The organism is Halomonas sp. BDJS001, assembly GCF_026104355.1.
Taxonomy (GTDB): Bacteria; Pseudomonadota; Gammaproteobacteria; order Pseudomonadales; family Halomonadaceae; genus Vreelandella.
Genome location: NZ_CP110535.1, coordinates 2,972,225 through 2,990,100, shown reverse-complemented (window position 1 = coordinate 2,990,100; position 17,876 = coordinate 2,972,225). Strand labels below are relative to the sequence as shown.

At 55.9% G+C, this 17,876-nt stretch carries 14 protein-coding genes, 4 tRNA genes and 2 pseudogenes; 8 read left to right on the top strand and 12 right to left on the bottom strand.

Features of this window, described 5'->3' with window-relative positions:
- Positions 1-182 precede the first annotated feature (182 nt).
- From prpC to prpD, 4 genes and pseudogenes are all read left to right on the top strand, one after another.
- Positions 183-1,310 (top strand): 2-methylcitrate synthase, encoded by a 1,128-nt coding sequence (prpC, locus tag OM794_RS13895; protein WP_226250788.1) that lies wholly within the window; start codon positions 183-185, stop codon positions 1,308-1,310.
- A gap of 65 nt (positions 1,311-1,375) precedes the next feature.
- Positions 1,376-3,984: pseudogene (acnD, locus tag OM794_RS13890) on the top strand (Fe/S-dependent 2-methylisocitrate dehydratase AcnD).
- 14 nt (positions 3,985-3,998) lie between these two features.
- Positions 3,999-5,168: a 2-methylaconitate cis-trans isomerase PrpF gene (prpF, locus tag OM794_RS13885; protein ID WP_226250790.1), complete on the top strand. Its 1,170-nt coding sequence runs from the start codon at positions 3,999-4,001 to the stop codon at positions 5,166-5,168.
- 69 nt (positions 5,169-5,237) lie between these two features.
- Positions 5,238-6,746, top strand: coding sequence for a 2-methylcitrate dehydratase (gene prpD / locus OM794_RS13880; protein WP_226250791.1), 1,509 nt, complete (start codon positions 5,238-5,240; stop codon positions 6,744-6,746).
- A gap of 67 nt (positions 6,747-6,813) precedes the next feature.
- Here the strand turns inward: prpD and OM794_RS13875 are convergent, their stop codons facing one another.
- On the bottom strand, positions 6,814-7,095 hold the full coding sequence (locus OM794_RS13875) for a ComEA family DNA-binding protein (protein WP_226250792.1): 282 nt from the start codon (positions 7,093-7,095) through the stop codon (positions 6,814-6,816).
- A gap of 259 nt (positions 7,096-7,354) precedes the next feature.
- Between OM794_RS13875 and pyrF the strand changes: the two genes are divergently transcribed.
- Positions 7,355-8,056, top strand: a complete 702-nt coding sequence (gene pyrF / locus OM794_RS13870) for an orotidine-5'-phosphate decarboxylase (RefSeq protein ID WP_226250793.1) — start codon at positions 7,355-7,357, stop codon at positions 8,054-8,056.
- Positions 8,057-8,102: 46 nt separating this feature from the next.
- On the opposite strand, the gene lapB is transcribed toward pyrF, so the two are convergent.
- From lapB to OM794_RS13855, 3 genes are all read right to left on the bottom strand, one after another.
- On the bottom strand, positions 8,103-9,308 hold the full coding sequence (gene lapB / locus OM794_RS13865) for a lipopolysaccharide assembly protein LapB (RefSeq protein ID WP_226250794.1): 1,206 nt from the start codon (positions 9,306-9,308) through the stop codon (positions 8,103-8,105).
- On the bottom strand, positions 9,309-9,614 hold the full coding sequence (locus OM794_RS13860) for a lipopolysaccharide assembly LapA domain-containing protein (protein WP_211596080.1): 306 nt from the start codon (positions 9,612-9,614) through the stop codon (positions 9,309-9,311).
- A 72-nt stretch (positions 9,615-9,686) separates the two neighbouring features.
- The gene (locus OM794_RS13855) at positions 9,687-9,983 is read right to left on the bottom strand and encodes an integration host factor subunit beta (RefSeq protein WP_211596081.1); all 297 of its coding nucleotides are present in this window, start codon (positions 9,981-9,983) and stop codon (positions 9,687-9,689) included.
- Positions 9,984-10,189: 206 nt separating this feature from the next.
- On the opposite strand from OM794_RS13855, the gene OM794_RS13850 reads away from it, so the two are divergent.
- Both OM794_RS13850 and OM794_RS13845 read left to right on the top strand, forming a co-directional pair.
- Positions 10,190-10,483: a succinate dehydrogenase assembly factor 2 gene (locus OM794_RS13850; protein ID WP_039860102.1), complete on the top strand. Its 294-nt coding sequence runs from the start codon at positions 10,190-10,192 to the stop codon at positions 10,481-10,483.
- Entirely contained in the window at positions 10,443-10,874 is a 432-nt protein-coding gene (locus OM794_RS13845) for a hypothetical protein (protein WP_226250795.1), read from the top strand. The genes OM794_RS13850 and OM794_RS13845 overlap by 41 nt, the downstream gene beginning before the upstream one ends.
- On the opposite strand, the gene nadB is transcribed toward OM794_RS13845, so the two are convergent.
- The 7 genes and pseudogenes from nadB to uvrY form a co-directional block, all read right to left on the bottom strand.
- A complete protein-coding gene (gene nadB, locus OM794_RS13840) occupies positions 10,871-12,472 on the bottom strand; it encodes an L-aspartate oxidase (RefSeq protein ID WP_226250796.1) in 1,602 nt (533 codons plus the stop codon). The two genes, OM794_RS13845 and nadB, sit on opposite strands and share 4 nt — an antisense overlap.
- Positions 12,473-12,788: 316 nt before the next feature.
- Positions 12,789-12,875 (bottom strand) — tRNA-Leu (locus tag OM794_RS13835).
- A gap of 66 nt (positions 12,876-12,941) precedes the next feature.
- A tRNA-Cys gene (locus OM794_RS13830) sits at positions 12,942-13,015 on the bottom strand.
- 103 nt (positions 13,016-13,118) lie between these two features.
- Positions 13,119-13,193, bottom strand: a tRNA-Gly gene (locus OM794_RS13825).
- Positions 13,194-13,277: 84 nt separating this feature from the next.
- A complete protein-coding gene (gene pgsA / locus OM794_RS13820) occupies positions 13,278-13,826 on the bottom strand; it encodes a CDP-diacylglycerol--glycerol-3-phosphate 3-phosphatidyltransferase (RefSeq protein WP_226250797.1) in 549 nt (182 codons plus the stop codon).
- A 96-nt stretch (positions 13,827-13,922) separates the two neighbouring features.
- Positions 13,923-15,736: pseudogene (uvrC, locus tag OM794_RS13815) on the bottom strand (excinuclease ABC subunit UvrC).
- A gap of 43 nt (positions 15,737-15,779) precedes the next feature.
- Complete coding sequence (gene uvrY / locus OM794_RS13810; protein WP_211596085.1) at positions 15,780-16,430, bottom strand: UvrY/SirA/GacA family response regulator transcription factor; 651 nt, start codon at positions 16,428-16,430, stop codon at positions 15,780-15,782.
- 173 nt (positions 16,431-16,603) lie between these two features.
- Here uvrY and OM794_RS13805 point away from each other — a divergent pair.
- Positions 16,604-16,679 (top strand) — tRNA-Ala (locus OM794_RS13805).
- 77 nt (positions 16,680-16,756) lie between these two features.
- Here the strand turns inward: OM794_RS13805 and argF are convergent.
- The gene (argF, locus tag OM794_RS13800; protein WP_226250799.1) at positions 16,757-17,677 is read right to left on the bottom strand and encodes an ornithine carbamoyltransferase; all 921 of its coding nucleotides are present in this window, start codon (positions 17,675-17,677) and stop codon (positions 16,757-16,759) included.
- Between the last annotated feature and the right edge of the window lie 199 nt (positions 17,678-17,876).

Sequence of the window (17,876 nt, the reverse complement as noted above, 5' to 3'; positions counted from 1 at the left end):
TGAGAGGGCAGGTTTCCGCGAGGGCGGTGTAAACCCATCCCTGGGCGCTACTTTCGCCATCCCTGGCCGAAAGACCCTCGCTCCAACCTGCCCTCTCACCAAACCGGCTTTACCGAAAGCTTAATAAGCGAAATTATTCAGAACACGATAGTTAAAATAAAAGCAGTAATAGGAGACACACCATGGCAGATAAACCCGTGACAGGTGCAGGACTGCGTGGCCAGAGCGCCGGTTCCACCGCGTTGTGCACGGTAGGCAAAACCGGCTCAGGCCTGACCTACCGTGGCTTTGATATCAAAGAGCTGGCTGAAAAAGCCAAGTTTGAAGAAGTGGCTTACCTGCTGTTAAAAGGTAAGCTGCCCAATCAAGCTGAACTGGATCACTACATCGCCAAGCTGAAAAGCCTGCGTGGCCTGCCTGATGCGCTGAAAACAGTGCTCGAGCAGATTCCTAAAGATGCCCACCCCATGGATGTGATGCGCACCGGCACCTCGATGCTGGGTAATCTGGAAACCGAGGAGAATTTCGACCAGCAGCAGGATGTTGCCGACCGGCTGCTGGCGGTGCTGCCCTCAATTATCTGCTATTGGTACCGCTTCACCCACGACGGCGTGCGCATTGATACCGAGACCGATGACGACTCGGTAGGCGGCCATTTCCTTAATATGCTGCGCGGTGAGCCCGCCTCAGAGCTGCATGCGCGGGTAATGAACGTATCGCTGATTCTCTACGCCGAGCATGAGTTTAACGCCTCTACTTTTACCGCCAGGGTTTGCGCCTCAACGCTTTCCGATATGCACTCCTGCATAACCGGTGCCATTGGCTCGCTGCGCGGGCCACTGCACGGTGGTGCTAACGAGGCCGCCATGGCGATGATCGAAAACTGGCAGTCGCCGGAAGAAGCAGAAAGCAAGATCATGGGGATGCTGGAGCGCAAGGATAAGATCATGGGCTTCGGCCATGCGATCTATCGCGAGTCCGACCCGCGCAACGCGATTATCAAGCACTGGTCCAAGAAGCTCTCTGATGACGTAGGCGATAAAGTGCTCTACCCAGTTTCTGAGCGGGTTGAGGAAGTCATGTGGCGCGAGAAGAAGCTGTTCTGTAACGCCGACTTCTTCCATGCCAGCGCGTATCACTTTATGGATATTCCCACCAAGCTATTCACGCCGATTTTTGTGATGTCACGGCTGACTGGCTGGGCGGCCCATGTGTTTGAGCAGCGCGCCAACAACCGCATTATTCGCCCCAGCGCCGATTACACTGGCCCCGAGAAGAGCGAGTGGGTGCCGATAGAAGCGCGAGACTGACCCGCGTGCTGCCCGGTGCTTGATCACCGGGCCTTTTTCAGCCCCTTCTTGTGAGTATGCCTGCTATGAATACCCAATACCGTAAACCACTGCCTGGCACTGAGCTGGAGTTTTTTGATGCTCGCGCGGCAGTGGAAGATATCCAGCCCGGTGCCTACGCGCAACTGCCTTACACCTCTCGCGTGCTGGCGGAACAGTTGGTGCGCCGCTGTGATCCTGAGCTGCTCACCGATGCCTTGAAACAACTGATTGAGCGCAGAAGCGATCTGGATTTCCCCTGGTACCCGGCGCGAGTGGTGTGCCATGACATCCTGGGCCAAACTGCGCTGGTCGATCTTGCCGGGCTGCGTGACGCCATTGCTGAGAAGGGCGGCAACCCTGCCAAGGTCAACCCCGTAGTGCCGACCCAACTGATTGTCGATCACTCGCTGGCCGTGGAACACGCAGGCTCAGAAGAGGGCGCCTTTGAAAAAACCGCGCCATTGAAGATCGCCGCAACGATGACCGTTTCCACTTTATCAACTGGACGAAGACGGCCTTTGAGAACGTCGATGTGATCCCCCCCGGCAACGGCATCATGCACCAGATTAACCTTGAGAAGATGTCGCCGGTGGTGCAGAACCGCGATGGCATTGCCTACCCGGATACCTGTGTAGGCACCGATAGCCATACCCCTATGGTGGATGCCCTGGGCGTTATCTCCGTGGGCGTGGGTGGGCTTGAAGCCGAAAGCGTGATGCTGGGGCGTGCCTCGATGATGCGCCTGCCGGATATCGTTGGCGTAGAGCTAACTGGCAAACTGCAGCCCGGTATAACCGGCACTGATATGGTGCTGGCGATCACCGAATTCCTGCGTAAAGAGCGGGTAGTCGGTGCTTATCTGGAATTTTACGGCGAAGGCGCCAATGCGCTGACCGTTGGCGACCGCGCCACGATCTCCAATATGACCCCTGAGTACGGTGCCACGGCGGCGATGTTCTACATCGACGGCCAAACCATCGATTACTTGAAGCTTACCGGCCGCGAGGACGATCAGGTCGCACTGGTAGAGACCTATGCCAAGCAGACGGGCCTCTGGGCGGACAGTCTCACCGAGGTTGAGTACGAGCGGGTGCTGACCTTTGATCTCTCATCGGTGACTCGCACCTTGGCGGGGCCCTCCAACCCCCACGCCCATTTGCCTACTTCAGAGCTTGCCCAGCGCGGCATCGCCGTGGGGCTTGAAGCAGCACAGGCGGAGGAAAAAGCGGGCAAAATGCCCGATGGCGCGGTGATCATCGCCGCCATTACCAGTTGCACCAATACTTCTAACCCGCGCAATATGGTGGCGGCCGGGCTGATTGCTCGCAACGCCAACCGGCTGGGCCTGCTGCGCAAGCCCTGGGTGAAGTCGTCGCTGGCGCCGGGCTCGAAAACCGTCAAGATGTATTTGGAAGAAGCGGGTTTGATGAGCGAGCTGGAAAACCTCGGCTTCGGGGTGGTGGCCTACGCCTGTACCACCTGCAACGGCATGTCCGGGGCGCTGGATCCAAAAATCCAGCAGGAGATTATTGAGCGTGATCTCTATGCGACCGCCGTGCTTTCTGGCAACCGCAACTTCGATGGGCGCATTCACCCCCATGCCCAACAGGCTTTTCTGGCGTCACCCCCGCTGGTGGTCGCCTACGCCATTGCGGGTACCATTCGCTTTGATATTGAAAAAGATATCCTGGGTATCGATCAAGCGGGCAATCCCGTTACCTTGAAGGATATCTGGCCAGCGGATGAGGAGATCGACGCCATTGTTAAAGCGTCGGTGAAGCCGGAGCAGTTTCGCCAGACCTATATTCCCATGTTCGACCTGGATAAGAGTGCCCGCACCCAAGTGAGCCCGCTGTATCAATGGCGGCCGCAAAGTACCTATATCCGCCGTCCGCCCTACTGGGAGGGCAATATGGCCAAGGAGCGCACCCTTAAAGGTATGCGACCGCTGGCGATACTGCCGGATAATATCACCACCGATCACCTCTCGCCCTCCAATGCGATTCAGTTGAACAGCGCGGCGGGGGAGTACCTGGCCAAAATGGGCGTGCCGGAGGAGGACTTTAACTCCTACGCCACCCACCGGGGCGACCACCTCACCGCCCAGCGGGCGACCTTTGCCAATCCCAAACTGTTCAACGAGATGGTGCGCGACGCTGACGGCAAGGTGAAACAAGGCTCGCTGGCGCGGGTAGAGCCAGAGGGCGAAGTGACCCGCATGTGGGAGGCGATCGAAACCTATATGGCACGTAAGCAGCCGTTGATCATTATTGCCGGTGCCGATTACGGCCAGGGCTCTTCCCGGGACTGGGCGGCCAAAGGTGTCGCTCTGGCAGGCGTAGAGGCAATTGCCGCGGAAGGTTTCGAACGTATTCACCGCACCAACCTGATCGGAATGGGGGTGATGCCGCTGGAGTTTGAACCCGGCACCACACGCATAACCCTGGGCTTGGATGGCACCGAAACCTACGACGTGGAAGGCGCTGTTGCACCGAGGGCGATGCTCACCCTGGTGATCCATCGTCAAAGCGGTGACAGTGAGCGTGTAGCGGTAAAATGCCGTTTGGATACCGCTGAGGAAGTGTCGATTTACACCGCTGGTGGTGTGCTGCAGCGCTTTGCCCAGGACTTTCTTGAGTCCACCGCTGCGTAAACGGAGATGAGTTCATGCCTCAGATTAAAATTCCCGCCACCTATATGCGTGGCGGTACCAGTAAGGGAGTGTTTTTTAACCTTAGCGACCTACCCGAAGCCGCCCAGCAGCCAGGCGTTGCACGAGATCAGCTGCTGCTGCGGGTTATAGGCAGCCCCGACCCATACGAAAAGCAGATAGATGGTATGGGGGGCGCGACCTCCAGTACCAGTAAAGCGGTGATTCTGTCGAAAAGCGCATCATCGGAACACGATGTGGATTACCTCTTTGGCCAGGTCTCCATCGACAAGCCCTTCGTGGATTGGAGTGGTAACTGCGGCAACCTCTCTGCGGCGGTCGGCCCTTTCGCGATTAGCAATGGTCTTGTTGACCCTACACGTGTTCCTGAAAACGGGGTGGTCGAGGTACGCATTTGGCAGGTGAATATACACAAGACCATCGTCTCAAGAGTGCCAATCGTCAATGGCGAAGTGCAGGAAACCGGCGATTTTGAGCTGGATGGCGTGACTTTTCCTGCCGCTGAGATTCCGGTGGCCTTTATGGATCCCGCTGACGGCGAGGGGGCAATTTTCCCTACCGGTAACTTGATTGACCAGCTTGATGTTCCAGGCGTAGGAACATTGAAAGCAACGCTGATTAATGCCGGTATCCCCACGGTGTTTATCAATGCCGCTGATATTGGCTATACCGGCACGGAGCTGCAGGAAGCCATCAACGGTGACAGCAAAGCACTTAAGATGTTTGAAACCATTCGTGCCCACGGCGCGGTGCTTATGGGGCTGATCAGTGACATCAGCGAAGCCGCTAACCGCCAGCATACGCCCAAAGTCGCTTTTGTAGGGTCTCCCGCAGACTATCTATCATCAAGTGGTAAAAGCGTAAAGGCTGCTGACATTGATTTGGTGGTGCGTGCCCTCTCAATGGGTAAATTGCACCACGCCATGATGGGCACCGCCGCTGTAGCCATTGCGGCGGCTGCGGCCATTGAAGGCACACTGGTAAATCTGGCCGCCGGTGGTGGTAAGCGCAACGAGGTCACCTTCGGGCATCCTTCTGGCAGTCTGCGGGTGGGCGCTGAAGCAAGCCTGGTGGAAGGGCGTTGGCATATCGAACAGGCAGTGATGAGCCGCAGCGCGCGGGTGTTGATGGAAGGATTTGTGAGAATTCCTGATGACAGCTTTTAGGAAGCATTGCTTGGGCCATACTGACTTGAGCCATACTGAGTAGGTGAGTCAACCGCAGGAGAGCGTGCTATGTTTTCCAGACCGTCTGCAAAATCTTCCGCCACATCCGAAGCCAACGAGCGGCCCGATTACGACCCTGAGCTGCAGGCCATCGCCGACTATGTACTCAATTATCAGGTCGAGTCTCAAGAGGCATTGGAAACCGCCCGCTACTGCTTGATGGACACGCTGGGGTGTGGGCTGCTGGCGCTGCGTTTTCCAGAGTGTGCCAAGCATCTTGGGCCGATAGTGGAGGGCACGGTCGTACCCTTTGGTGCACGGGTGCCGGGTACCTCGTTGCGTCTTGACCCGGTCAAGGCGGCGTGGGATATCGGCTGTATTATCCGCTGGTTGGATTATAACGACACCTGGCTCGCCGCCGAGTGGGGCCACCCCTCCGATAATCTTGGTGGGATACTCGCTGTTGCTGACCATCTCTCTCAGCAGCGGGTCGCTCAAGGCGAGGCACCCCTGGTGATGCGCGATGTGCTCAACGCCATGATCATGGCCCATGAGATTCAGGGCGTGCTAGCGCTGGAGAATAGCTTCAACCGTGTTGGTCTTGATCACGTGGTGCTGGTTAAAGTCGCCTCAACCGCGGTGGCCGCTAAGCTGATGGGCGCCAATCGGGAGCAACTGCTCTCGGCGCTCTCTCACGCCTGGGTGGATGGTCAGAGTCTGCGCACCTATCGCCATGCGCCCAACGCTGGTTCGCGTAAAAGCTGGGCCGCTGGGGATGCCACTTCACGGGGGGTGCGCTTGGCAGATATTGCCCTGCGCGGTGAAATGGGTATTCCCAGTGCACTATCGGCGCCCCAGTGGGGGTTCTACGATGTGCTGTTCAGCCATGCCAACAAAGATTTGAGCCTGAAGCCGGAAGCTGACCGCCGCCTTCGCTTCCAGCGCGAATTCGGCAGCTACGTGATGGAGAATATTCTGTTTAAGATCTCCTTCCCCGCCGAGTTTCACGCCCAGACCGCTTGCGAAGCCGCTGTGACGCTGCATCCACAGGTGAAAGATCGACTAGCCGAGATCGATAAGATCGTACTCACCACCCACGATTCGGCGATTCGGATTATTTCCAAAACCGGCACGTTAGCCAATCCGGCGGATCGTGACCACTGCTTGCAATATATGACCGCAGTGCCGCTTATCTTTGGGGCGCTGACCGCCGAGCACTATGAGGATAGCTTTCATGCGGCCCATCCGCTGATCGATGAGTTGCTAGCCAAGATGGTGGTAGAAGAAAACGCCGAGTATTCGGCGGCTTATCACGACCCGGAGAAGCGCTCTATCGCCAATGCGGTGCAGGTATTTTTCAACGATGGGAGTGCGACGGATCAAGTCGCAGTGGAGTACCCGATAGGCCATCGCCGTCGAAGAGAGGCGGGGATGCCGCTACTGGTTGAAAAGTTTGAGCGCCATTTGGCGTCCCGCTTTCCATCAACCCGTTGCCAAACCATTACTCAACTCTGTCGCCAGCAGACAGCCCTTGAAGCGTTGCCAGTGCATAAGTTTATGGATTTGTGGATGATTTAAAGCAGGTTATACCAAAGCCCGGTGCTTATGTTGACCGGGCGATGGTGGTGGCTAACAAACGTTATCTCTATTCAAACGTCACTTGCCCCTGCAGGCGGTCAACGGTGGCAGGCCCAATGCCACTGACGCGCTCTAGGTCTGCAGCGCTTTCAAAGGCGCCATTAGCTTCGCGCTCTTCAATAATCGCGTCGGCCCGGCTGGGGCCAATACCCGGTAGTTCGGCCAGCAGTTCAGCGTCGGCGGTATTGACGTTAATAGGGGCCACATCCTGGGCCAGCACGCCACTGGAAAGACTTAAGCTAATGCTAAACAGTAGTGCGGCCAACACCCCTTTAAGTTTCATGTTCATCTTCAATGATCCTTTTAATAACGTTGGATGACTTGGGTTGCGCAGGCGGCGCTGGGAAAGATAAACGCCGATGCATTACTAACTTAGCTTTATTCCAAAGGTGTTTCTGTAAGAGATCTATGACGGTTTATGTAAGTTTTTAGCTATCCGTTTATGGTAAAAATCTTACATCTGGCTTACCTATCGCCTACAAACAAGGGGGAGGCGAGGAGTAGGGCGAGACTGATATAATGGCCGAAAACGTATTTGGAGCAACGTTGTGGCCACCGATTCCCCGATCATTATTGCCCTTGATTACCCTTCGCTTGACGCTGCGCTCTGCATGGCAGATCAGCTAGACCCCGCCCGCTGTCGAGTGAAAGTCGGTAAAGAGCTGTTTACCCGCAGCGGCCCTGCGGTGCTAGAAGCGCTGCACGGTAGAGGGTTTGAGGTGTTTCTGGATCTAAAATTTCACGATATTCCCAATACCGTTGCCAGCGCCGTGCAGGCGGCGGCGGAGCAGGGCGTGTGGATGGTCAACGTTCATGCCAGCGGCGGGCGGCGGATGATGGAGGCGGCTGTGCAGCGTCTGGAACAGCACGCTTTAACGACCCATTTAATCGCCGTTACTGTATTGACCAGTATGCAGGCAGACGATTTGGCAGAGCTAGGTATAAAGGCCCCACTGGCCGAACACGTGGAGCGCTTGGCGGTGCTGGCGAAGCAGAGTGGTTTGCAAGGAGTGGTTTGCTCAGCCCAGGAGTCTGCGCGGATTAAAACGCTATGCGGTGAGTCTTTCCTGAAAGTCACCCCTGGCATTCGGCCAAGCTTTGCAGCCGCCAATGACCAGCAGCGGACGATGAGCCCAAGCGAAGCCATTCAGGCAGGCAGTAGCCATCTGGTCATTGGTCGCCCCGTCACTCAGGCTGATGAGCCTATGGAGGCCCTGGCGGCGATTGAGGCGGAGCTAGGAGCGCACTGAATCTCTCTCAGCCTTGCGAGGGCTTCCTCCGCTTCGCGAGCGAGCCCTATTCGCCCTCTACGCCAATCACCGGTTTAATGGTGCCCCAGAAACGGCAGCTGGGGCACTGCCACTGTAACGCGTCGCTGGTAAAGCCGCAGCGCTGGCAGCGATGGCGGGTACGGTTAAGCAGCAGCGCATCGGTATGATGTTTCAGCAGCAGCAGGCGGGTATCCGGGGAAGGTTTTCCGCTAAGCCGCTGGCTTTCGATATACAGGTCGATCAAGTAATCCAGCCCACCTAAGCTTGGCACGGCGCGCAGGCGTTCGCCGATCAACTCGATCGCTTTGTCGACCCCGTCACGCTGATGAACGAGCTGTCCCAGCGCAATAATAATGCTGGTATAAGGGGCTTGCTCAAGCAGCCGATAAAGGTGAGCCTCAAAACCTGCTTCATCATTATTGCGCAAATAGGCGTGCCTGAGGGCTGGCAGCATAGTGGGGATATGCACGATGTCTTGGCGCGGGATAGTGTCCAAGCGCCCTATGGCGCGCGCATAGTGCCCGTTGTCCATCTCCAATTCGGCCAGCATTAAGGTGGCGCGAACGCAATTTTCATCCAGTTGAAGCGCTTGTTTGAGGTGCTTTTTAGCCAGTGGACGGCTGGCTTCGCTAATTTCCTCCAGTGCCAGTTCACATAACCAGTGGGCCGCGGGGCGCCGCATCTTCGGATACTGTTTCAGCAGTGGTTGGATAACGTCGAGGGCTTGCTGCCATGCTTTTTCGCGTTCCAATAAATCGATAAGCAGCTGTTTAGCAGCGTAGCGGTGTTCGTGATCACTACTCTGTTCCAGCAGCGTATTGAGCAGTCGCTGGGCACGGTCATGCACACCAAGCGCCATAAAGTCCCGGGCAAGCTCAAGCTGGATCTGCTCGTTGGTGTGCTGTGAAAGGGCGGGGCGCGCTAACAGGTTTTGGTGGATGCTAACCGCTTTATCGGCCTCGCCACGGGCGCGAAACAGTTTGCCGAGGGCGATATGGGTGTGCACCGTGTCACTGTTGACCGCAAGCACATTAATAAAGGTGTTGATCGCTTCGTCGGGCTGCTCGTTAAGCAGGTAGTTAAGCCCGACGAAGTAGTCCCGGGAGAGCGCCTGCGATGAGGCCATGGGCGGTTCGGAGCGATGTCGACGGCGTCCGGCTTGGCGATAACCTAATCCGTAACCGATGGCAATGGCGACCAACAGTACGCTTAGCAGCGCAACATCCAGCATTTATGCCAGTTCCTTAAACTCCTGGGTGCGCAGGCTGTCGAGCTCTTTACGCTGCTGCTTGTTTTGTCGCTGGCTGCGGGCCAGGGTTGCCTTTAACCGAACGTAGACGCCAAGCATGGCGAGCATGCCCAGTACGACGCCAAACACCAAGGTCGCTAGCAGCCATACCGAGAGCGATACTGCCGGTAGCTCTAGCCAAATAAGGTTTAAGGCAATGGTTTGCTGATTATTAACGGCAAACAGAATGCCTACCAGCACTACTATCAGCAAAATAACGGCTAATATCAGCCCTTTAATCCAACGCATTTGAGTTCCCTAGTCTGTGACATTCACGGTAGCGCTATTGTGTACGACTCTAGCGCCGACGTCATCCCACGTTTAGTAGCCGAGCGCCCGACTAGCGTCTACCTGCTCGCGCAGCTCCTTGCCAGGCTTAAAGTGCGGCACATACTTGCCTTCCAGATCAACTGCTTCGCCTGTTTTTGGATTGCGCCCTACCCGCGGCTCCCGATAGTGCAGTGAAAAACTGCCGAAACCACGGATCTCAACGCGACCACCGCTAGAAAGAGAATCCGTCATGTCGTCCAGGATAATACGCACCGCCGTTTCAACATCTTTGGCGGACAACTCCGGCTGACGCATCGCAATTTGTTCGATTAGTTCAGATTTAGTCATCGGTTGGCTCCCTGCGAACATTGAAGGCCGTGACGCGCTCTCGACCTCGCTAACATCAAATTCAGCATACTGCGCAATTCAGTATAAAACAATTCAGATAAAACAAGGTTCTAGACTCATTAACAGCATAGGCGAAGGTGGGCGCTGGCGCGACCCCGCAGCTTAGGTATACTGGCTGCTCATTTCTTAGATCGGAGCGGCTGACGTTGAACGACGATAATTCCCCAGCAGCCATTTTGCGCAAACGGCTTTACTGGCACTCCCGGCGCGGCATGTGGGAGCTTGATCTGCTGCTTATTCCGTTTCTTGAACAGCGTTTTGACCATCTCAGCGAAGCGGATCAACTGGCCTACCAGCAACTTATTGAGGGTGAGGATCAGGATCTGTTTGTCTGGCTGATGCATCGCGAGTGGCCCGAGGAGCCCAGCCAGCGGCGTATCGTACAAATGATCGTTGAACATGCTGAAACCACCGATAATTCTGCCTATCGTACCCTCTAAGTATTGGCTACTGTCTCAATCTGGTTTATGGGTCGGGGTAGTGGTGATCAGCTATTGGGTAGGGGGCGGGCCATTGGCAATGGCGATGGGGGGGCTGGGTGCTGCCCTTGGATGGCATGGCTATCTGCGTCAGCCTAAAGGCATGCTCTCGCTGACAACGACAATCCCTGACGTTCAAGGCCGCTGGCTGCGCGAGGCGTCGTCAGTGGAGACAGCCCTGGCGCAGCAAAGTGAAGAGTTGGGTGATGAGCAGCAGATCCGCTGCGACTATTTAGGGCCCTGGTTAATAGGGCTTTATGTCGGTAAGCAGCGGGTTTGGCTCTGGCCTGATAGCGCGCCTCAACAGAGCCTACGCGAGGTAAGGCGGTTGTTTCATCGTCCTGGTCGTTAGCGCTTTGGGTCTGTCGTGGCCGGTAAATCGTTGATCGAAAGCGAAGAGTCGATGGCTGCGGGCTTTTGGTTGGGCCAGTCGGTGGCGTAGTGCAGCCCGCGTGACTCATGTCGCTGCTGAGCGGCGATCACTGTCAGGATGGCTAGCGCTAAGGTTTGACGCAGTCGTATCCCTTCCGGCGCCGTTCGGGCTTCCTCAATCGTTTCCAAGCGGTTTAGCAGCGCCTTTAGTTGCGCCAGAGCCGTGTTCAGACCGGCTGCGTTGCGCACAATCGAGACGTGCTGGCTCATGGTGGTGCGCATTTGTTGGCGAATAGCGTTGAGTACTGCGTTGGGTAAGGCGGCAGCCTGGGGCGGGGGATGAAATTCTCGATTGCTGAATAGGTGGTCATGCTGCTCCTCATCGGCTAGCAGCGCCTGTGCACAGCTGCGGGCAAATACCAAGCACTCTAACAGTGAGTTGCTTGCCATCCGATTGGCCCCGTGCAGCCCCGTGCAGGCTGTTTCTCCGATGGCATAGAGATTGGCAACGTCGGTGGCGCCGTGCAGGTCGGTGGCGACACCGCCGCAGCTATAGTGGGCAGCGGGCACGACAGGAATAGCGTGTCGGGTGATATCAATGCCCCGAGATGCACAGTGGGCCAGAATAGTGGGGAAGTGGTGGTGGATCGCCTTTTCACCTAAATGACGAATATCCAGCCATACATGCCCTAGGGTGCCGCGCTGTATCTCAGCGTCAATGGCGCGGGCAACGATGTCGCGGGGTGCCAGCTCGGCGCGCTTATCTTGCGCGAGCATAAAGCGTTGCCCCGCTTCATTGAGCAAATGTCCGCCCTCTCCGCGAACCGCTTCACTGATCAAAAACGCCGGGCCTTCGGGGTCAAAGAGGCAGGTGGGATGAAACTGTTGAAACTCGAGATTCATTAATCGCGCCCCCAGCTCTGCGGCCATCATCATCCCTTCGCCGCTGCTCGGGGCGGGCGTCGTCGTGTGACGGTAGAGGCCGCTTGCGCCGCCAGTGGCCAATACGGTGTGGCACGCAGTGAGCGAGTGCCACTGGCGGTTAGTATCGCTGCCATAGGCGCCGCAGCAGGCACCTTGAGTATCTTGTAACAGGCCAACGACGGTTAAATCATTGCGTTGGGTGATATTGGGATGCTGCGCCACTTTGTCTACAAGCGTATCCACCACGGCGCGACCGGTGGCATCATCCGCGTGGATAATTCGCCGGGCGTTATGGCCGCCTTCGCGAGTTAGATGGTATGGATAGCGCGCGGCAGGATCGTTCTCGGGGGTAAAGGGTACACCTTTATCAATCAGCCACTGAATAGCAGTGGGCCCATGGGTAACGGTAAAGCGAACCGCCTCAAGATCACATAAACCATCGCCTGCCACCAGTGTGTCGTTGATATGGGCTTCCAGATTGTCATCCGGCGAGAGCACGGCGGCAATACCGCCTTGAGCCCAGCGGCTGGCTCCTTGGTCGTCTTGAGCGGGGCGCACCAATGTCACTGACCTGTGATCAGCCACTTCCAAGGCGAGGGTTAACCCAGCGACACCGCCGCCAATGATAAGTACATCGGATGTTGGCATGCTCATAGTGTCCGTTCCCTCTTGATGCCGACCAAACTCAATGCTGGCCAAAATAGTACTACCCCCTAAGCGTCGCTAGCTTCGCCGGGCGCGCAAATAATTAGAAGGCAGGCATCATAGCGTGGCGATTAGTGTTTAGCGATATTTTGGCACGGCTGTGGCGTTAGAAATGCGTAACAATCGTGCGCACTCATAGCGCTGAAAAGAGGGGGGAGAACCAGCGTAGAAAGCTAGAGGGCCATAACTAAAGAGCTATAACTAAAGAGCTAGAATTAAAGAACAATAGAAGGGGTGAAGCGGGAGGAGGAGTGAGTATTGATGATGGTGCCCGGAGCCGGACTTGAACCGGCACGGGGTTGCCCCCGAGAGATTTTAAGTCTCTTGCGTCTACCGATTTCGCCATCCGGGCTATGCATTACAACGTCACACGGCAATGCTGTTTTGTGCTACTTAAAACATCACTGCTACACAAAGATGGAGGCTGGAGTCGGAATCGAACCGGCGTACACGGAGTTGCAGTCCGCTGCATAACCACTCTGCCATCCAGCCTCAAGAGTCTATTGGAGCGGGAAAGGAGATTCGATCGGACTGGCGCACCAGCTCACGACCCTAACCTGCTTTACCAAACTATCCAAGACCACACTATCCAAGTTGGAGCGGGAAAGGAGATTCGAACTCCCGACCCTCGCCTTGGCAAGGCGATGCTCTACCACTGAGCTATTCCCGCTCGACTCGAGGGCGAATTATACGGATCGCCGCCGAGTTGTCAATCAATGAATTATATACGCTTTCTTATTGAGTTATCAGCAGATTACATTGAGCGACTAAGATGCGGCCAAGCCGCTCTCAGGTACTGAACCATCGACCACAGCGTTAGAATGGCGGCGGTATACAGGACTACAACGCCTAGCAGGGCAAATTCGTGTGTCGGCGGAAGCGCTAGCAAGATCAGTAGCGACACCATCTGCAGGGTCGTTTTAAGTTTGCCCACCCAGGAAACTGCCACCATGCCGCGTTTGCCCATTTCAGCCATCCACTCACGCAGGGCTGAAATAACAATTTCACGGCCGATGATCACCAGCGCAGGGAGCGTCAGCACCAGGGTGTCGTAACGCTCGATCAGTAGCGCCAGGGCGACGACCACCATGAGTTTGTCGGCTACTGGGTCTAAAAAAGCGCCAAAGGGCGTTGACTGATTCCAGCGGCGCGCTAAATAGCCATCCAGCCAGTCGGTGATGGAAGCCAGGCCAAATAGGCCAGCCGCCACGGGCATGCTCCAGCTGAAGGGTAGATAAAACAGCACTACCAGTAGCGGAATAAAGGCGATTCTCGCCAGTGTCAGTATGTTGGGTATGTTCATCGCAGGGTGCGATCCTTGCCGGGAAATCAGAGGATTCGAAGTTTCTTGGGCTCATTCTATCCCCCTTGGCCGATGGCATCCATGCCAAACGAGCGTTTATCCGTTGAGTGCTCGGTAAATACTCTCGGCTAACGACGCATTAATGCCGGGTACACGGGCAAGTTCGTCGCGGCTGGCCTTTTGTACCCCCTGCAGACCGCCAAAAAAGCGTAGTAGCTCCCGTCTGCGCTTAGGGCCAATGCCAGGAATATCCTGCAGGGTCGAAGTGCGTCGCGCTTTATCACGCTGAGCCCGATGGCCAGCAATGGCAAAACGGTGCGACTCATCGCGAATATGCTGGATCAAGTGTAATGCGGGAGAAGCCGGATCCAGGTCGAGCGGGTTGTCGGCGGTTTCCACAAACAGGCTTTCAAGCCCCGCTTTGCGCGTAGTGCCTTTGGCGACGCCCAATAGCATGATGTTGCTGATGTCGAGTTGTTTAAACACTTCACGAGCCATGTTGAGCTGGCCCTTGCCGCCGTCGACAATCAAAATGTCCGGAGCAACCGCTTCTCCACTTTTTACCCGCTTAAGACGCCGTGTCAGAGCTTGCTGCATGGCAGCGTAGTCATCACCTGCGGCGACCCCTTCAATGCGGAAATGGCGGTAGTCGCTTTTACGCGGGCCTTGATGATCAAACACCACGCAGGAAGCGACGGTCGCCTCACCGTGGCTATGGCTAATATCGAAGCACTCCAAACGCTGGGGTGTTTCTGCTAAGCCCAGCGCTTTCTGCAGGGCAGTAAAGCGCTGGGTAAGCTGGGTTTGGTTGGCCAGCTGGGAGGCCAACTGCTGCTCGGCATTGGTAATGGCGAGTTGCTGCCACTGGGCGCGGTGGCCACGCACTTGGCTGGTGACACGAATGCGTTTGCCCGCCTGCTGGGTCAGCGCTTCGGCGATCAGTTCGCTGTCGTTTAGCGGGTGGCTGGTAATCACTTCGCTGGGCACATTATGTGGTTGACCAAAATAGTATTGGCTAACCACTTCGGTGAGCAGCGTTTCAAGCGGTAGATCCAGATCGTTTTTCGGGGTGTGATGACGGGCCCCCAGCAGACGTCCATCACGGACACTCAGCACAGAAACGCCCAGCGCGCCGGGGCGCTGGGCGAGGGCGAAAATATCCGCATCCCCGCCACCGGTATCGACAAACTGGCGTTGCTGGAGCTGGCGCAGTTGCTGAACCTGATCACGCAGGCGGGCAGCTTCCTCAAAATTAAGCGCCCGGCTGGCCGCCTCCATCGCCTCCATCAATTCCTGGGTCACACGTTCACTTTTGCCCTCCAGGCACATTACGGCGTGTTCCAGGTCGCGGCGGTAGTCTTCGGCGGAAATGTAGTCGACGCAAGGGGCGCTGCAGCGCTGTATCTGATACTGCAAGCAGGGGCGCGAGCGGTGGGCAAAGACACTATCTTCGCAGTTGCGGATACGAAATATTTTTGCATAAGCGCTAAGCTTTCTCGAACGGCGCCGCTGCTGGGGTAGGGGCCTAGATAACGCCCATCGTCGCTGCGTTGCCGGGCGCGTTTATACTCAAGTGCCGGGTAAGGGTGACGGTCGGTGACAAAGACAAACGGGTAAGACTTATCGTCACGGAGCAGAATATTGTAGGGCGGACGCAACTGTTTGATTAGCGTCTGTTCGAGCAGCAGGGCTTCAGTCTCCGTGCGTGTGACGGTGACTTGAACATCGGCGATGCGCCCCACCATGGCCTGGGTCTTGGTGTTCAACTGGCCACGAAAATAGCTGGCAAGGCGCGCTTTTAAGCGCTTGGCTTTGCCTACATAGAGGGTATTACTTTGCTCATCGAGCATTCGGTAAACCCCAGGTGAGGAGCTTACCGAGCTCAAGAACTGTTTTGAATCAAAGGTCATATCAGCGTGTCGGTACCCGATAACAGCAGGGGAGATGGTGGGATTATATTTGGGTAGCGTCAAACCCCTCTACCAGCCCATGACGGAGCGCCAAGTGGGTAAGCTCAACGTCGGTGGCTACCGGTAGTTTATCAAAGAGTCGATAGCGATAGGTATTTACCGTTTTAGGGCTTAAATGCAGGCGATCCGAGATATCTTGTACACGCTGGCAGTTCACAATCATAAGGGCAATCTGTAGCTCTCGGTGAGAGAGGTGGCTAAACGGATTATCCTCATCGGTAAAGTGTGACATGGCCAGGCGCTGGGCAATTTGTTGACTGACATAGCGCCGGCCATGGAAGACCTGACGGATGGCATCAGTCATTTCTGTGGCGTCGGCGCCTTTGCTCAAAAAGCCTGATGCGCCCGCTTCAAGCATCCGGCGCAATACGCTGTCTTCCATGTGCGCGGTTAAAATCAGAACCTTGGCGTCTTTCATGCTGCGGTTAATGCGTCGAGTGGCTTCAAGCCCGCCGATGCCCGGCATGCGAATATCCATTAACACAATGTCGGGCTTTAAGTGGCGACACTGTGTTACGGCACTTTCACCATCGTCGACTTCGCCCACAATTTTAATGTCGCACTCTTCGTTTAGCAGGTGAGCAATGCTCGTTCTGACTAGGTGGTGATCATCTGCTATAAGTACACTGATCAATGGACAGGCTCCTGCATGGAAACATCATGGGCTCAGGCGTTGGCCTTGTACTCTATGCATAGAGTGCCACAGCTTGCGACAAAGGAGAATTAGTTGGCTGCGGTTGAGGCAAAAACTTGACCGAGATAAATGTTCATCGTAGTATCCGCCTCGCTGTCGGCAAGACAGCGTGTGGGGCCTTAGCTCAGCTGGGAGAGCGCAACACTGGCAGTGTTGAGGTCAGCGGTTCGATCCCGCTAGGCTCCACCATTATTTTGCTTCACCAGGATTCCAGAAAAAGCCTCGTTTAACAACGAGGCTTTTTTCGACCTTAAAAGCTGATTTTATTACTCAGCGATTTTTCCCAATAGTAAAAATTCAATCAGTGCTTTTTGTGCATGCAGGCGATTGCCCGCTTCCTGCCAAACCACGGCCCGGGGGTCGTCGAGCAGCGTGTGGCTAATTTCTTCTCCGCGATGGGCGGGTAGGCAGTGCAAGAAGAGCACGTCTTGGTTGGCTTGATCAAGCATCGCTTCGGTCACTTGAAAGCCTGCGAAATCGGCTTCACGTTTTGCCTGCTCTTCCTCCTGGCCCATTGATGCCCAAACGTCGGTAGTGATCAGGTCGACCTGTTTTACTGCTTCCTGAGGGTCGTGCAGCAGCGTCACCTTATCGCCAGCCGCCGCCATAATGTCTGCACGGGGCTCGTAGCCTTTCGGGCAGCAGATGCGCAGGTGAAAATCGAACTGACGGGCGGCATTGATCCAGGAGTGGCACATATTGTTACCATCACCGATCCACACCGCTGTACGTCCTTTGACGCTACCGCGAAGCTCGGTCCAGGTCATTACGTCGGCCAGCAGCTGGCAGGGGTGGTAATCATCGCTCAGAGCGTTGATTACCGGTACGCTGCTGGCGCTGGCGTAGGCTTCCAGCCCGGCGTGGGAGAAGGTGCGAATTATTACCGCATCGACCATTTCGGACAACACGCGGGCGGTGTCTTCGATCGGTTCGCCCCGGCCTAACTGCGTATCACGGGGGGAGAGAAAGAGTGCGTGACCGCCAAACTGTGCCATTCCCGTTTCGAATGAAACCCGCGTACGCGTAGACGATTTTTCAAAGATCATCGCCAGGGTGCGGTTGGGTAACGGCGTATAAACAGGGCCCTGGACTTTTAAATTGGTTTTGATCGTAATGGCGCGTTGGATCAAATAATCCAGCTCATCCGGGGTCAAATCTAGCAGGGTCAGGAAATGGCGTGTCGCCATAAGGGCTTCTCTCCGCGCAAAAACACTATCCTAGCGATGCCGCAGGGGATGCGCAACGCGAACGGCATGCGTAGAATGGCCTTTACACGTTAAAGCCGAGCGCTCTACTCAGGTACTGTTCTTGCGTACTGTTTCTTAAATGCTAGTTCTTAAGTACTGGCTCAAGTACCTATGACAAGGGCTAGGTTCTAGAATCAGG

Coding starts and splice junctions, on each gene's coding strand:
- prpC (WP_226250788.1), top strand. CDS start 183: ATGGCAGATAAACCCGTGACAGGTGCAGGACTGCGTGGCCAGAGCGCC.
- prpF (WP_226250790.1), top strand. CDS start 3,999: ATGCCTCAGATTAAAATTCCCGCCACCTATATGCGTGGCGGTACCAGT.
- prpD (WP_226250791.1), top strand. CDS start 5,238: ATGTTTTCCAGACCGTCTGCAAAATCTTCCGCCACATCCGAAGCCAAC.
- OM794_RS13875 (WP_226250792.1), bottom strand. CDS start 7,095: ATGAACATGAAACTTAAAGGGGTGTTGGCCGCACTACTGTTTAGCATT.
- lapB (WP_226250794.1), bottom strand. CDS start 9,308: ATGCTGGATGTTGCGCTGCTAAGCGTACTGTTGGTCGCCATTGCCATC.
- OM794_RS13860 (WP_211596080.1), bottom strand. CDS start 9,614: ATGCGTTGGATTAAAGGGCTGATATTAGCCGTTATTTTGCTGATAGTA.
- OM794_RS13855 (WP_211596081.1), bottom strand. CDS start 9,983: ATGACTAAATCTGAACTAATCGAACAAATTGCGATGCGTCAGCCGGAG.
- OM794_RS13845 (WP_226250795.1), top strand. CDS start 10,443: ATGCTGAAACCACCGATAATTCTGCCTATCGTACCCTCTAAGTATTGG.
- nadB (WP_226250796.1), bottom strand. CDS start 12,472: ATGAGCATGCCAACATCCGATGTACTTATCATTGGCGGCGGTGTCGCT.
- pgsA (WP_226250797.1), bottom strand. CDS start 13,826: ATGAACATACCCAACATACTGACACTGGCGAGAATCGCCTTTATTCCG.
- argF (WP_226250799.1), bottom strand. CDS start 17,677: ATGGCGACACGCCATTTCCTGACCCTGCTAGATTTGACCCCGGATGAG.